Genomic DNA, 14,746 nt, shown 5'->3' with positions numbered 1-14,746 from the left:
TGGAAGGGGGCAGCACCCGGAGCGCCGCGAAACGCCGCGCCCCTAACAGAAGTGGTGCTGCGGCGCAACATGATTGCCGACGACACTAGGCGTCAGGCGCAGGGCGATGTCGCTCCGCGATAGTCGGCGCCCCAGCGGCGATAGCCCGCGGTGTCGATATGGAAGCGCGTGACATTGTAGATGCCGAGTCCGACCGCAAAGCGCGAACCGGTGCGCGCGTGGAGCGGGCAAAGCGCCCCGATCAGCTCCTCGCGTTGCAGAGACCGCTCCGGTATCAGGTCGAGCGCCGCGAAGCGAAGGTGACGGCTCGCTTTCGCTCCCCTGAAACAGCCATTGGCGACCGGATCGCGATAACCCGACACGACGCGCACCGGGCCGACCGCAGGGACGACATGATCGCGGACATAGCGCAACGTCGACACCATCGCCGGCCACAGATGGCGCGGCGGCACGGCGAACGGTTCGGCGGCTTCGCAGCGCCGCCAGCGCGCATCGCTGCGCAGGATATCGGCGATCGGCAGCACGTCGCCGACGCCTTCGCGCTCCAGATAGGCTTCGATCGCCGCGACGTCAGCTCTGACAGCGCCGCTGCGCCATTCGGCGAACAGGTCGGCGTCGCGCGGCGCGAAATGATGGCGGATCGGCGTCGCAACGAACAGCAGCAGCAATGCCGCGATCAGGCCGACGACGAGCCCGCGCCTCACAGCATCGCCACAAGCCGCTCGACCTCTTGCGCCGCGGCCCGCGCGGCGCGGCGCAGGTTCGCCTGAAAATCGCCGCCGCTCGCGTCATTCGCTTCGTCGGTTACCGCCTTGATTGCCGCCCAGGGCTTGCCGAGCCGCATCGCGGCCTGCGCCACCGCGCCCACCTCCATGTCGACCAGCGTCGCGCCGAGCGATTGCAGATCGGCCGCGGCGTCGGGACAGGCGACAAAGCTGTCGCCGCTCGCGATGCGCGCGTGGGGCAGACCGAGCCCCGGATCGGCTATTGCCGAAAAATGCGCCTCGCCGGGCTCGCCCATCGGCCAGTCGCCGGCACGATAGCGCCGGAACAGGCCGGGATGCGCCGCGCCATAATCATGCTGCACCGCCTCGGCGAGCCAATAGGCGCCCGGCGCCGCGCCGAGTGCACCACAGGTCCCGGTCATCAGCAGCAGGTCGGCATCGGCGCCGAGCAGACCCGCCGCAAGCGCGGCGTTGACCTTGCCGAGCCCGCATGTCGAAATGACCAGCGCGTGGCCGTGCGCTTCGATCCGGCGCACGCCAAGCGGACCGTCGGTTCGCATCCCCGCTCCGGGGAACAGGGTATCGGCCTCTTCGGGCAGCGCGGCGAGAATCAGCATATCGGCCATCGCGCCGGTCTATCGTTTCGTGCGGTCTTGCCAAGCGTGTGCACCACCGCCATCGCTCGCCCCATGCTTGCACGCATCTTTCCCGACCGCTTCGTCCCTATCCTGCTCGCGACGATCCTGATCGCCAGCCTGCTTCCGGTTCGCGGCGCCGCGGTGCCCGTGGCAGAAGCCCTATCGACCGCCGCGATCGTCCTTCTCTTTTTCCTGAACGGCGTCCGCCTGCCGCGCGACGAAGTGCTCCACGGCATCCGCAACTGGAAACTGCAGGGCGGCGCCTTCCTTTTCTGCTTCGGCGCGATGGCGCTGTTCGGGGTCGGCGCTCAGCTTGCGGCGACCCCCTTCCTGCCCGCGGCGCTCGCACTCGGCTTCCTCTTCCTCGGCATCCTGCCCTCGACCGTCCAGTCGGCGACCGCGGCGAGCGGCCTTGCCGGGGGCAATGTCGCGGCGAGCGTCGTCGCCGCCGCGCTGCTCAATCTGGCGGGCGTGATCGCCTCACCGTTGCTGTTCGCCGCGCTGGCGGGGAGCGCCGAGGCGATTCACGGCGAGGCGGCGCTGCGCATCGTCGCGATATTGCTGCTGCCGTTCATCGCCGGCCAGTTCGTGCAGAAATGGCTGCGCCCATGGGTGCTCGCACATCGCGGTCTCGCGACGCTCATGGACCGCACCGCCATCGCGGTCGCCGTCTATGTCGCCTTCTCCGCCGCAGTGGTCGCTGGCATCTGGCAGTTGCTCGACGGACGCGAGATCGGCATCGTGTTCGCACTGGTTGCCGCATTGCTCGCGCTGGCGTTCGGCGGCGCATGGCTGTTCGGCCGCCTGCTCGGCCTCGCGCGGCCCGACCGCGTCACGCTGCTATTCTCCGGCGCGCAGAAAAGCATTGCGGTCGGCGCGCCGCTCGCCGCGACGCTGTTCGCGCCTGCCATCGCCGGCATGGTGCTGGTCCCGATCCTCGTCTATCATATGGCACAATTGATCCTGTCAGCATGGATCGCGCCGGCGCTGAAGCGCGGGGAAAAGGTGTAGTGCTTGAATAACACAGGTTCGCGTGCCATATGGTATGCGGCAGCGGGGTGGAAGGAAGACAAATGAGCGAAGTGACCGCAACGGCGACCGCAACCGAAGAATTGACGCTGACGCCGCCCGATCCCGTACCCACCGTCACCCCCGAAAAGGCCGCGGGGCTCGTCCCGCTGTCGACCGACCAGAAATCGAAGCTCGAAGAGCGCGTCGACGGTTTCATCGACGACCTGGTCGCGCAGGACGTCAATTCGCCCGCCTTCGGCCAGAAGGTCGACCAGATCACCAACATGGGCCGCAAGGAAATGCTGGAGGCGGCGAGCCATTCGAACCGCTTCCTCGACCGGCCGATCAAGGCGATGGACCGCGACAGCGACATCGGTATGAACCTGATCGAGCTGCGCAACACCGTCGAACGGCTCGACCCGTCGGCGAACGGCAAGCTGTTGTCGAAGCGCGGTTTCCTCGACAAGATTTTCGGTAGCAGCGTCACCAATTATTTCGCGCAATATCGCAGCGCGCAGACGCACATCAGCGGCGTCCTCACCGCCTTGTCGAACGGCAAGGACGAGCTTCTGATGGATAACGCCGCAATCGACGTCGAGCGCCGCAAGCTGTGGGAATCGATGGGCAAGCTCGAGCAGATGATCCACATCGCGCAGACGCTCGACGAAAAGCTCGAAATGAAAGCGGCCGAACTCGACGGCACCGATCCGGCCAAGGCGAAAGTGCTGCGCGAAAATGCGCTGTTCTATGCCCGCCAGCGCACCCAGGACCTGCTCACGCAGATGGCGGTGACGGTGCAGGGTTATCTCGCGCTCGACCTTGTCAAAAAGAATAATGTCGAGCTGGTGAAGGGCGTCGACCGCGCCTCGACCACCACCGTCGGCGCACTCAAGACCGCGATCACCGTCGCGCAGGCGATGACCAACCAGAAGCTGGTGCTCGAACAGATCACCGCGCTGAACACGACAACCGCGAATATCATCGACGGCACGTCGAAGATGCTGAAGGACAATACCGCGCGCATCCACGAGCAGGCAGCGTCGAGCACGATCCCGATGGAAACGCTGAGCCGCGCTTTCCAGAATATCTACGACACGATGGACGCGATCGACACGTTCAAGCTGAAGGCGCTCGACAGCATGAAGACCACGGTCAACGCGCTCGAAGGCGAAGTCGCGAAGTCGAAGGGCTATATCGCGCGCGCCGAAGGCGCGAGCCAGGCGCAGGCGAGCGTCGCGGGCGCCGACAGTCCGCTCGCGTCGCTCGAAGGCTAAAGGCGCGCGATGAGCATGAGCGAAGTCGACAAGATCCGGCTTTCGGCGGAATCGGCGATCGAACGGTCGCGCGAGCGTCGCCGCCCGATCGGCACCAAGAGCGTCGCGCTGCGCCGCGAGCATCTCTTCAAGAAGCTTGGCCGGATGCTGATCGCGGGGGGCGTCGTGCTGCTCGGCGCCGCGCTGTTCGGGGCACTGATCCAGCCGCTCGGCTTCACCGGGCTGCTCGCGCTGTTCGTGTTGCTGATCGGTGTCGCCGTATTGTTCGGCCGGTCACCCTTCCCCGAACCGCGCCAGGCCGACTTGCCCAAAACCGACCTCAAGCAGCTCGCGGGCCGCACTGAAATCTGGCTCGAGGCGCAACGGCCGGCGCTTCCCGCGCCAGCGCGTACGCTCGTCGACGGGATCGGCGTCCAGCTCGACCTGCTCGCACCGCAGCTTCAGACGCTCGACGCATCGAGCCCCGCGGCGGCCAATATCCGCAAGCTCGTCGGCGAAGACCTGCCCGAACTCGTCGCCGGCTACCAGCGCATCCCTGCCGGGCTGCGCGGCGAGGCGCACGCGGGCCGCACCCCCGACGAAACGCTCGTCGGCGGTCTCAAGATGCTCGAAAGCGAGATCGGCAGCGCGGCGCGCAGCCTTGCGGCGGGCGAACTCGACAAGCTCGCGACGCGTGAACGCTATCTCCAGCTCAAATATCAGGGCGTCGATGGCGAAGACCCGGTTTAACCCGGGCGCCGGTCAGGTCTGGCGCCAGCGCTGCGTCCCGAACCAGAGCAACAGGATCAGTAGCAGCGGCGGTGCGAAACCCCAATGGGTGCCGCCGGCGAGCGGCGCGAGCATCGGGGCAGACGACATGAGCCATATCGCAGCCAGCAGCGCGCCGATGGCGGTCGTCTCGAACGCGAAGCTACGCCAGAAACGACGGCGCGCACCGGCATAGGCGGCCCGCGCATCGATCGCGCGTTCGACGCCGGCGACAAAGCCGCGATCGCCCGGCCGGGCGGGCGGCGCCAGCAAAGCGGCCAGCATCGCGTCGATGTCCTGTTCGTGCGGGACCGTCATGCGTCCGTTCCTCCGCCACTCATCTTCTGCGCCTTGGCCCGGCCGCGCAAGACCAGCGATTTGAGCGTTCCAAGCGGCACGCCCATGATACCGGCGGCCTCGCCGTGCGACCAGCCATGGCCGAAACAGAGCGTGAGCGCAGCGCGTTCCTGCACCGACAGCGCCGCAAGCAGGCGGTCGGCGTCGATCGCGGCGTCGCTGGCCGGGTGCGGGTCGGTCGCGTCGACATGCGCTTCACCCGCTGCCAGCCCCTCGCGTCGGCGCGCGGTGCGCCGCTGGTCGAGGAACAGGCGCCAGCCGATCCCCATGACCCACGCCGCATAGCTTCCTTGGCCCCGAAAATCGCTCGCACGCTGCCAGGCGCGGACGAAGGCCTCTTGCGCCAGATCGTCGGCATCGCTCCCGGCGGCACGTGCAAGGAAGGCACGCAGCCGGCCCTCGTGTCGCAGCACGAGAAGCTGGAAAGCGGCGCGATCTCCCCCGACGACGCGCTGGTTGAGGGCCCAATCTTCCTCATCACGCAGCGGTGCGCTCCCCGGCAACGGCACGCGCAAGGCGGCGACGGACGAGGAGCGCGACACCGACAAAGGCGGGGAACAGCGCCGCGCCGACCGCGGCGCGGATCAGCTGCTCATGCCCCTGGATCAGCCCGAAGCCCGCCATCGCGAGGCCGATCGCGATCAGCACCAGCGCGTTGCGATCATCGGCCGGCGCCTCGGCGCTCTGCGCGCCGATATGTTCGTACGGCTTGTTGAGTTTGTCGATCAGCGGGCCGACCGCGTCGGACTTGCCTTCGAGCGCGCGGCGGATCGAGCGATGCAGCATCCACGCATGGAGCAGTCGCGCGAGTAGAAAAAAGCCGACGACGAACAGCGCAACCAGCGTGATATTTTCGATCAGATGGAAGAAATGGGTGCTCACCGCGACCAGCTCGGTGGTTGGCGGCGGGGCGGGCAGATAGGCGGCGATGTCGCGCGGATCGATATAGGCGGCGACGTCCGCCGGATTGATCGTCTGCGGCGGCAGCGTCACCGGCGCTGCGGCGACCGCTTGCGGGATGGCGGCGGGCGGCGGAGCGGCGGCGGCCGCGGTGGCAATCAACTGGTCCAAATTCTCTCACTCCTTCGCGCCGCACCGGGCATCGTGAAACCACAGGCGGCGACGCCGGGCAAGCGAGGATGATCCGCACCGGGGAGAGCCGATCAGCCGCCGCGCGATGTCGCCGCCGGGACCGGCGCAATGGCCGGTCATCGACTGGACGACGCGAAGCCTGCCGTTGGATGCGCGCGTGAAGAATTTTTCGCGAGCGGCGACTAGAGCCCCTCGCCGCCGGTCCAATGCGCATTGACGAGACGGCGGGCGAGTGCGCTGACCTGGTTGCGGATATCGGGCACCGCAACGACTTCCCACAGGTCGCCGCGCGTCATCGGCCCGATCGCGAGAATATGCTCGGACGACCGGCCCGCCGCATCGACGACATGGCCGTCGCGGTCGATATCGAGCCCGAGCCGCAGCGCATCGGGGCGAATGCGCCTCGCGCCCAGCAGGCGACGTACGAGCGGGTCCGACGACCGCAACAAATCGCCCTGCGGCCCGGTGCAGTTGATCATCCGGGCGGCGCGCGTCGTCACGGGGTCCGGTTCGCCGCGCGGCAACCACGCGATGGCGAGCGCGTCGGGCTCGACCGCCACGTCGGCGATCTTGCCCGCCCGGAAGTGAAGCTGCCCCGACGCGATCAGCGCGTCGATGCGGTCGGCAACCTCGGGCGCAAGCCGGTGGCGGTGAACGTCCCAGAAAGGGCGAAGGTGGCGCAGGAAGCGCGCGCGCTTGTCGGCATCGGCGGCCGACCACATCATCTGGGTAATCGGGCGGATCGAATCGACGACGAGCCGCCAGTCGCGGTCGCCAGCCTCTTCGCGCGCCCAGCGCACCAGTTCGGAAAGGTCGGGCGCGGGCTTGGCAAGCACCGGCTTCGGGCGCGGCAGGCCGTCGATGTGGCGGTGCGGGCGCAGCCCGCGGCGCGACAGCGCGGTGATCGGCCCTTCATGACCGTGCGCGACAAGCCGCAGGATCACGTCAACCGCGGTCAGCCCCGTGCCGACGACCAGCACCGGCGCCTGCTTGTCCAGCCCGTCCTCGAACGCGCTGGCCCAAGGGTCGCCGATATAACGGTGCGCGGGCAGATGCGCGCCATCGATCGCGGGCGGGTCGTGCGGCGGCAGGTTGCCGATCGCCAGCACCGCGCGGTCGGCTTCGATTAGCCCGCCATTGACAAGCCCGAGCGTGACCTGCCCGCCCCGCTCCTCGATATCGAGCACTTCGTCATCAACGAGCTTCAGCCGCCGGCCATAGGTCTCCATCGCCGCGCGCAGCGTTTCGCGCAGGTAGCGGCCATAGGTCGCGCGCGTCACGAATGCCGCTTCGCAGCCAAGCCCGCGTGCGGCGAGCCAGTCGCAGAAATGGTCGGGCCGGTCGGCGAACGCGCTCATATTGCCCGCACGGACGTTGAGCAGATGCGACGTCTCGGTGCTGCTGTACGCGACCCCGGCGCCCATGCGGTGCCGGTCGCGTTCGATCAGCAACACCTCGACAGCGGGCTGTTCGAGCAGGTTGATCGCGAGCAGGGTCCCAGAGAAACCGGCGCCGACGATCGCGACACGCGTCGCGGTGCGAAAGCGCGGACGCGGCGAATGAAGCTGCGCTTCGATCATCCTCATCGGCTGACCACATCCCCGGACACGGTCACGCGTTCGAGCAGGCGATATTCGGGCCAATAGTCGCCGACCGCATAATGCTGGGTCGACCGATTGTCCCAGATACCGATCGCGTTCGGGGTCCAGCGGAAACGCACCTGATATTCGGGTACCTTGATCCGGTCGAACAGCAAGCGCAGCAGGCTGTCGCTCTCCTCCTCTCCGACGCCGACGATGCGACTGGTGAAGGTATAGTTGACGTAGAGGATCTTCTCGCCCGTTTCGGGGTGGCGCCGCACGACGGGATGGCGGACGGGCGGGAAATCCCTCGCCAGCTGCGCCTTCTTCTCCTCGCTCACGCGTCCACCGAAGCTGCGCACGATATCATGCTCGGCCTCGAGTCCTTCGATCCGGTCCTTCACCGGCTGTGGCAGCCCGGCATAGGCGGCGACGGTGTCGGCCCACATCGTATCGCCGCCAAGCGGCGGCAGGTGCCGCGCGCGCAGGATCGACGCGATCGACGGTCGCTCGCGAAAGGTCACGTCGGTGTGCCATTTATTATAGGCCTGAAAGGGCGCGAGCGTCTCGGCGGTGAGCTGGACCCCCTCGACGCCTTCGATCTTCAGTATCTCGGGATAACCGTCGACCGACGGGATTACCGGATGGCCCTCAAGCTCTCCGAACAATTGGCCCAGCCGGACATGGCTTTCATGACTGATGTCCTGGTCCCGGAAAAAGACGACCTTGAAACGCAACCAGGCGGCGCGCAGCAACTCGGCTTCGGCGGTCGTCAGCGGTCGGTCGAGGTCGACGCCCGAGATTTCGGCACCGATGGTGGGAGTGGAGGGTGAAATCGAAATGCCCAGCGCGCGGGCGGCGTCGAACAGGTCGGGGATCGAAAGCTGCGTGGCCATATGCGGTCCTTTCGGTCAGAAACGGGTCGGATCGGTCGACTCGGATTACGTCCCGGAACGTGGAAGATAATTCAACTATTTTAATTGACAAGAAGAAGTGCGGCCGCCCGCGCGAAAGGTGCGACCGACTGCGCGGTCCGGCGGCCGAAGCGGCCGGACTCCAAGGGCTTGATCGCGCGCGTCCTGCCGATCAGGCCGGAGCTGCGGGAATGACGAAGCGGAATTCGGCCCCGCCATCGGGATGATTGGATGCCGAGATCGATCCGCCATGCTCGGCGACGATCGACTGGCAGATCGCGAGACCGATCCCCATCCCGCTGTCCTTGGTCGTGAAAAAGCCCTGGAATATCCGTTCGATATCCTCGCCGGGAATACCGGGGCCGGTATCGCGGAGCGTCAGCGCCAATTGGCCATCCTTTTCACTGGTGCGCATGACGATCCGCCGATCGCCCTCGCCGCGCTCCTCGACCGCCTGGACGCCGTTGACGAGCAGGTTCACAATCACCTGCTGAAGCTGGATCCGGTCGCCGACGGCCGTCGGCAGGTTGCGTGCGAAATCGGTGGTGACCCGAATCGATCGCGATTCGATTTCGTGACGCACAAACAGCAGCGACTCCTGCGCCACGTCGTTCAGGTCGAGCGCGACGCGCTCGGGCTGGCGCTTGGCCGCCATGCCGCGGATGCGCTGCACGATGTCGCTGGCGCGCCGCCCGCTCGCGGCGATGCGGCTGGTCAGTTCGCGGACCTTTTCGACGTTGAGGTCGACGCGCGACAGCCAGCGCAGGCTCGTCTCGGCATTGGTCACGATGGCGGCGAGCGGCTGGTTGACTTCGTGCGCGATCGAGGTCGTCAGTTCACCGAGCATCGAGATGCGCGCCGCATGGGTAAAATCGGCCTGCAACTGGCGCAGTTCGGCCTCGATGCTCATATGCTCGGTCACATCCTCGAAGCTGAAGATGGTGACATCCAGCTCGGCGACCTGCTTGGGGTAGGTGACCGACATCCGCACATCGCGCACCCGGCCGTCGAACGTTTCGATCTTCGTCACCTCATGATGGCTTTCCTGCCCCTTGAAGCGTCCGATCATGACATTGTGCAGCGAATGGCGGGCGACGGTGAAGAGATATCCGACGGGCCGCATCAGATCGAGCGCGCTGCCACCGCCGAACATCTGTACCGCCGCACGGTTGACGTCGGTTACGCGCACCGTCGCCGCCGCGAGGTCGACAAGCTCGGGATGCTCGTCGAGATAGGCGCAAAAATCGGTGACGCCTGTGGCACGGATATCGTTGTAGATCCGCCCCATATGGCTTGCGTCGACCTGCCACAGCGCCACCGGCATATGGTGGACGAGCTTGCGGTATCGCGCCTCGCTGGCGCGCAGGTAAAGATAGGACCGGTCGTCGTCGACCGTCCCGTTGACCGCAACATAAAGCCGCCCGGGCTCATCGGCGCGCCACACCGTCACAAGCGGGTCCCTCAGGATGCCGTCGGACGGCATCTGCCGCCGATGGGTCGCGCCTTCGGTTTGCCCCAACATCGCATCGGCGAACAATTCGCCTGCGACCTTACGGCTTTCGAGCGGCCAGAAACCGGCAACCGGCTGCCCGATCATCAGGTCGCGCCCGCGATTGCCCCCGACAAGCCGCATCGTCCGTTCGTTGACGTTGACGATGCGCGCGGCCTCGACGAGCTCGACATGGCGCGCATGCAGCAGCTTTTCGTCGGCATTCGCCTCTTTCCTGAGCCGCGCGATTTCGGCGATCAGCGCCCCGGCGCCCGACACATCGACTTCCCAGCCCGCCGCCATCAAACGGTCGGGAATATGCCATCCCGCGCCGTCGATGCCGTTGTCGCTCAGCGATTGCCGGCCATATTCGATAACGTCGCGCGGCGTGCCGTCCTGCGCGAAGCGGACATATTGGCGGATGTCGACGACGATATGGATTCCCGACGGCGTGCGGCGACTGACGACGCCGTGCCAGGTTCCTTCCTGCAACAGCAGGCGCCAATGTTCGCGCTCATTCTCGCTACGCGTCGACAGATGGCCGATACCGCGGCCGACCATCGTGATCGCGGGCCAGCCATAAAGAGCCTCCGATGCGGGATTCCAATATTGGATCGCCCCGTCGACATCGAAGATGATGACGCTTTCGGATGCGAAATCGGCGATATCGGGTTCGGAGACCCGCGCCGCGACATAGAGCGGCTCGGTTCGCGCGGGGCCCGCGGGCTCGCCGGGCGGATCGGGACTCACTGCCCCGGCTCACCCGGCCAGTCTTCGCTGCCGATCGCCGCTTTCAATTGATCGAGAAGCGCATCGTCGGCGACCGGTTTGGTCAGCCAGGCCTGCGCCCCGAGTTCGAGCGCCCGCGCCCGCGCGCTCTGGTCGAGCACCGAAGTCAGTACGATGACGGGCAGGTTCGATCCGCCAGCCCGAACGCGCTCGAGCAGGTCGAGCCCCGACATTCCGGGCATGCGCACGTCGGTGATCAGGCAATCGACGCCGCGGGCGCCCTGATCGGCGAGGAACGCCGGTGCACCGTCAAAAGTGCAGCAGGCCAGCCCCGCCACCATCAGCAAATCGCACAGCGCTTCGCGGATGGATTCATCGTCGTCCACGATTGCGACAAGAGGAATACGCGGCAAGCGGCTCGGCCCTTTTCATCACGACCGGATTGGTCAACGAGGCCATAGTTGCCGAGCTTGTAACGCATTGTAACCATACCAAAGTCTAGGCTGTGCCGTTTTCGCGCAGCGCGAGCGGCAATTTTTCCCATGCGCGGATCAGTTCGCCGACCGACGCCGCCTGCATTTTCTTCATCACATTGCTGCGGTGCAGTTTGACCGTGATCTCGGTAATACCGAGGTCATAGGCGATCTGCTTGTTGAGCCGGCCGCGCGCCACCTCGCGCATTACCTGACCCTCGCGCGGGGTCAGCGTCGCGAACCGCTCGACATGCTGCTGGACGATCCGTGCGCTTGCCCGCTCGGCAACGTCGCGCTCGACCCCCGCGACGACGGCGTCGAGCAGCGTCTGGTCGCGCACCGGCTTGGTCAGGAAGTCGACCGCGCCCGCCTTCATCGCCTGAACCGACATCGGGATGTCGCCGTGGCCGGTGAGGAACACGATCGGTTTCGAAATGCCGGCAGCGGTCAGATGCTGCTGGAGATCGAGCCCGCTCGACCCCGGCATGCGAACGTCAAGAACGAGGCAACCGGCGCGGTCGAGCAGCGGCGATTCGAGCAGCTCGCGCGTCGATCCGTAACAGGTCGAATCGATCCCGACCGACAGCATCAGTTCGCTGATCGCCGTGCGCACCTCGGCGTCGTCATCGACGATCAGGACAAGCGGCGCTTCTTCGCTGGCGGCGGTGCTGATCATGGCCGGGCCTTTGGAACTAGGGAGTTTGGGACACCGCGCAGGCAGGGATCGATTTGTCGTCGAACGCTCCCCCGATCGCGTTGCCAGATATCATACAAATCGGGCGTTCGCGGAGCAAGCGCCTTCGCACCTGCTCCGCCGAACGGCGCGGCGTGGGTCACAGCAGCGCCATGCCGCCGTCGACGCGCAGGTTGATCCCGGTAACGAAGCTCGACGCATCCGACGCGAGGAACAGTGCCGCGCGCGCAAGCTCGTCGGGCCGGCCGAGCCGGCCCAGCGGGATCGCACCCGACATCATCTCGACAAAGGCGCCGCGATCTTCGGGCGATACCCCCAGCTTCTCCAGGATCGCGGTTTCCGTCGGGCCCGGGCTCAGCATGTTCACGCGGATCGCGCGGTCCTTGAATTCGAGCGCCCAGCTCCGGGCAAAGGCACCGATCGCGGCCTTGGTGCCGGCATAGACCGCATGGCCTTCGAGCACCTTGTCGCTGGCGAGCGATCCGACGAGAATGATCGATCCCCCGTCGCGCAGGATCGGCGCGATTTTCTGGATCCCGAAAAAGGTCCCGCGCGCGTTGATTGCAAATTGCGCATCATATTCGGCCTCGGACACTTGCCCCGACGGCGTGATCGTGTTGACCCCCGCATTCGCCATATAGATGTCGGCGTGGCCGAAGCGTTCGCGGACGATATCCGCGACCGCGGCGTGATGGCCGGGGTCGGCGACGTCGCCCTGGATACCGATGGCACCGGCGCCGATTTCCTCGACCGCCGCGTCGACGACCTGTTGGCGGCGGCCGGTAACGACGACGCGGGCGCCCTCGGCGGCAAAAAGTTTCGCCGTCGCGAACCCAATGCCGCTGTTGCCGCCGGTGATGATCGCAACCTTGTTCTCAAGACTTTTCATGTCGGACCTTTCGTTGGGGAGAGATGTCGGGTCCAGCTGCTGCGGAACCCGATCTTGCGGTGGCTTTCATCGCAAAAGGGTTTGGTATTCGACGCGCCGCAGCGGCAGAGGCGCGCGCTTTGGGCATAAGCGACGTTTCGTCCCGTCCCGCTCAGGATTTCGAGATTGCCGCTTATCCGGAGCGGACCGTCGTCCAGCGGATCGATCGTGAGCGGTCCGCCGCAAACCTCGAGTTTCGGGGTATCGCGCGTCGGCGGCTCGCCGGTTGCGACGAAGCCGATATATTTGTGCGACTTGTCGCAGAAGGGCTTCTTCTTCGACGCGCCGCAGCGGCACAGCGTCGCGCGATAGCCCGCCTTCTCGCCCGCGAGTATCATCTCGGCGCGGACCGCATAGGGGCCGTTCTCGCGCAGCGTGACGAGGTTCGCCGGCGGTACCGGCTCGCCCTTGTCATCGCGGCGCTCGTATGACAGCGCGCCCGACGGGCATTGGCGAATGACCGAACAGAGATAATCGGCGTCGGTCGCATCGGGATCGATCCACGGCCCGTCGACATCGGCCAGAAAGCCGGCGGGATCCTGCGTCACGCAAAAGCGCGCATGGATGCAGCGCTTGCCGTCGAACATCACCGTGACCTCCTGCCCCTCGACGCGATCGACCCCGCCCGCCGAGGTCGGCGGCGGGACCGCTCGCGCGGGCGCGGGCGCCGCGATCGGCGCGGCGGCAGCGGCATCGACCGGCGCATCGCGCAGCCGCGCGGCCTGTTTCTGCATGATTCGCGCGGCGCGGTCGCAGCGCGGGTCGGCGGGATCCATCCCCTCGGCGACAGCGCATAATTCTTCGGCGCGCTCGACATAGAGCTGCCGCGCACTGGCGCCCGGCGGCAACGATGCCGCGTCGCGCAGCGCGGTGAAGGAAATACCCGCATTGCACCCGGGGTTCGAAGGCCCCGCCGGCAGGCGCGCGGCGCGCTCGGCAACGGCCGTCAGCGCGTGCATCAGCCCGATCGCGGCGCCCGTATACAGCGCCTTGTCGGGATTCGGCCGGGGCACGGCATAGGCCCCCGCGAGCAGGCGCAGCGCGAGCGCATAGATGGCATTGGCGAGATCGACCGTCGCCACCGCGTCCGGATCATCGAGCCAGACGCGCCCTTCGGGCCGCGGCGGTTTGCGCAGCACCGGATTGACCGCGGCCGGGTGCGCCGGCGCGAACCCTGGATCGGCAGCGACAAATTCGCGCAGTTCGGCCTGCACGGTAACGAACCGCTGGAAATGCGAACCGTCGCGGTGCGCGGGCGCGCCCTCGCCCTCTTCGACGATTTCGGTCAGCGCGGCGAGCGCGCTCGCGAGGTCGGTCACCAGCCGCGCACCGGCAAGGCCGACCTCGGCCTCGGACATCTGCAACGCGGGGTCACCGCAGAACAGCGCCTCCTCGCCGATCGCGGCCGCGAGCGCGCGCAGGTCGGCCTCGATCGTCCGGTAGAAGATGCCGATCGTCGCATAGTCGTAGCTGGCGGGCGTCAGCCGCGGGGCCACCGGCGTGCGCGTCGGTGCATCGGCGGGGACAAATCCGTCGCCATCGGGCTCACCGGAGGTTTCGGGCCGTTCGAGGAAGATGAAATGCTGGATCGTGGCCGCGCTGAACGGCGCGAGCTTCACCGTGATGCTCGCGGGCAGATAGCCCGGATCGAGCGGGAAGTTCGTCCGACCGAACTGCGGCGCACCGCCGAGCGCTGCGGTGATATTCCACACCGCGACCAGATGGCTCATTTCGTGGATCGCGACGTCGAGGATCGCGCGTCGCCAGCGCGCGACGGCCTCGGCTTCGGCCGCGCCCAGCCCCTCGCTCGCACCGTCCTTCAGGCTGAAGGCGGCATAGAGATAGGTGCACATCAGATTCTGTTCGAGTTCGGCCGCCTCATACAGCGCGTGCAGGATCTTCTCACGGCTCACTGCGGTTCTGCTTTCCATTCTGGCCCTCCTCGCGCGGCCGGCACCGACCGGATGACAGGCAAGATAGGCAGCGCGACCCGACCGGGTGAGGCGCGAGAAATGAAAAGCCGATTGTACCAAATCCAGCGCAAAAGCGGGAAGCAACGGGGCGAATCCTAACCCGCGAGGCAGCGCACCCCCTA

General features: G+C 66.7%; 15 protein-coding genes. 3 read left to right on the top strand and 12 right to left on the bottom strand.

Annotated features, from left to right (window positions below):
• Window positions 1–92: 92 nt before the first annotated feature.
• Window positions 93–704, bottom strand: a complete 612-nt coding sequence (locus VGU00_RS19895) for a D-Ala-D-Ala carboxypeptidase family metallohydrolase (RefSeq protein ID WP_327471674.1) — start codon at window positions 702–704, stop codon at window positions 93–95.
• Window positions 701–1,351 (bottom strand): purine phosphorylase, encoded by a 651-nt coding sequence (locus VGU00_RS19890; RefSeq protein WP_327471672.1) that lies wholly within the window; start codon window positions 1,349–1,351, stop codon window positions 701–703. Before VGU00_RS19890 ends, VGU00_RS19895 begins: the two co-directional genes overlap by 4 nt.
• Window positions 1,352–1,414: 63 nt before the next feature.
• Here VGU00_RS19890 and VGU00_RS19885 point away from each other — a divergent pair, with 63 nt between their 5' ends.
• The 3 genes from VGU00_RS19885 to VGU00_RS19875 all read left to right on the top strand — a co-directional run bounded on the left by VGU00_RS19885 (window position 1,415) and on the right by VGU00_RS19875 (window position 4,377).
• A complete protein-coding gene (locus VGU00_RS19885; protein ID WP_327471670.1) occupies window positions 1,415–2,374 on the top strand; it encodes a bile acid:sodium symporter family protein in 960 nt (319 codons plus the stop codon).
• A gap of 62 nt (window positions 2,375–2,436) precedes the next feature.
• Window positions 2,437–3,648 (top strand): toxic anion resistance protein, encoded by a 1,212-nt coding sequence (locus VGU00_RS19880; RefSeq protein ID WP_327471668.1) that lies wholly within the window; start codon window positions 2,437–2,439, stop codon window positions 3,646–3,648.
• A 15-nt stretch (window positions 3,649–3,663) separates the two neighbouring features.
• The gene (locus VGU00_RS19875; RefSeq protein ID WP_327471666.1) at window positions 3,664–4,377 is read left to right on the top strand and encodes a hypothetical protein; all 714 of its coding nucleotides are present in this window, start codon (window positions 3,664–3,666) and stop codon (window positions 4,375–4,377) included.
• Between the two features lie 12 nt (window positions 4,378–4,389).
• Here the strand turns inward: VGU00_RS19875 and VGU00_RS19870 are convergent, their stop codons facing one another.
• The 10 genes from VGU00_RS19870 to VGU00_RS19825 all read right to left on the bottom strand — a co-directional run bounded on the left by VGU00_RS19870 (window position 4,390) and on the right by VGU00_RS19825 (window position 14,582).
• On the bottom strand, window positions 4,390–4,713 hold the full coding sequence (locus VGU00_RS19870) for a hypothetical protein (protein ID WP_327471664.1): 324 nt from the start codon (window positions 4,711–4,713) through the stop codon (window positions 4,390–4,392).
• Window positions 4,710–5,255 (bottom strand): RNA polymerase sigma factor, encoded by a 546-nt coding sequence (locus tag VGU00_RS19865; protein ID WP_327471662.1) that lies wholly within the window; start codon window positions 5,253–5,255, stop codon window positions 4,710–4,712. Before VGU00_RS19865 ends, VGU00_RS19870 begins: the two co-directional genes overlap by 4 nt.
• Window positions 5,230–5,823 (bottom strand): hypothetical protein, encoded by a 594-nt coding sequence (locus tag VGU00_RS19860; protein WP_327471660.1) that lies wholly within the window; start codon window positions 5,821–5,823, stop codon window positions 5,230–5,232. Before VGU00_RS19860 ends, VGU00_RS19865 begins: the two co-directional genes overlap by 26 nt.
• 203 nt (window positions 5,824–6,026) lie before the next feature.
• Window positions 6,027–7,430 carry an FAD/NAD(P)-binding protein gene (locus tag VGU00_RS19855; RefSeq protein WP_327471658.1) on the bottom strand — a complete coding sequence of 468 codons (1,404 nt, stop codon included), beginning with the start codon at window positions 7,428–7,430 and terminating at the stop codon, window positions 6,027–6,029.
• Window positions 7,427–8,320: a TauD/TfdA dioxygenase family protein gene (locus tag VGU00_RS19850; RefSeq protein ID WP_327471656.1), complete on the bottom strand. Its 894-nt coding sequence runs from the start codon at window positions 8,318–8,320 to the stop codon at window positions 7,427–7,429. The genes VGU00_RS19855 and VGU00_RS19850 overlap by 4 nt, the downstream gene beginning before the upstream one ends.
• Before the next feature lie 190 nt (window positions 8,321–8,510).
• The gene (locus VGU00_RS19845; protein ID WP_327471654.1) at window positions 8,511–10,577 is read right to left on the bottom strand and encodes a PAS domain-containing sensor histidine kinase; all 2,067 of its coding nucleotides are present in this window, start codon (window positions 10,575–10,577) and stop codon (window positions 8,511–8,513) included.
• Window positions 10,574–10,942, bottom strand: coding sequence for a response regulator transcription factor (locus VGU00_RS19840; RefSeq protein ID WP_327471652.1), 369 nt, complete (start codon window positions 10,940–10,942; stop codon window positions 10,574–10,576). The genes VGU00_RS19845 and VGU00_RS19840 overlap by 4 nt, the downstream gene beginning before the upstream one ends.
• 112 nt (window positions 10,943–11,054) lie before the next feature.
• Window positions 11,055–11,705, bottom strand: a complete 651-nt coding sequence (locus VGU00_RS19835; protein ID WP_327471650.1) for a response regulator transcription factor — start codon at window positions 11,703–11,705, stop codon at window positions 11,055–11,057.
• A gap of 157 nt (window positions 11,706–11,862) precedes the next feature.
• Window positions 11,863–12,612: an SDR family NAD(P)-dependent oxidoreductase gene (locus VGU00_RS19830; protein ID WP_327471648.1), complete on the bottom strand. Its 750-nt coding sequence runs from the start codon at window positions 12,610–12,612 to the stop codon at window positions 11,863–11,865.
• A complete protein-coding gene (locus VGU00_RS19825) occupies window positions 12,609–14,582 on the bottom strand; it encodes a ferritin-like domain-containing protein (protein ID WP_327471646.1) in 1,974 nt (657 codons plus the stop codon). The genes VGU00_RS19830 and VGU00_RS19825 overlap by 4 nt, the downstream gene beginning before the upstream one ends.
• Window positions 14,583–14,746 lie beyond the last annotated feature (164 nt).

Source organism: Sphingopyxis sp. (assembly GCF_035944815.1).
Classification (GTDB): domain Bacteria; phylum Pseudomonadota; class Alphaproteobacteria; order Sphingomonadales; family Sphingomonadaceae; genus Sphingopyxis.
Note: the sequence above shows the minus strand (reverse complement) of the source record. Positions and strands in the feature narration are given on the sequence as shown.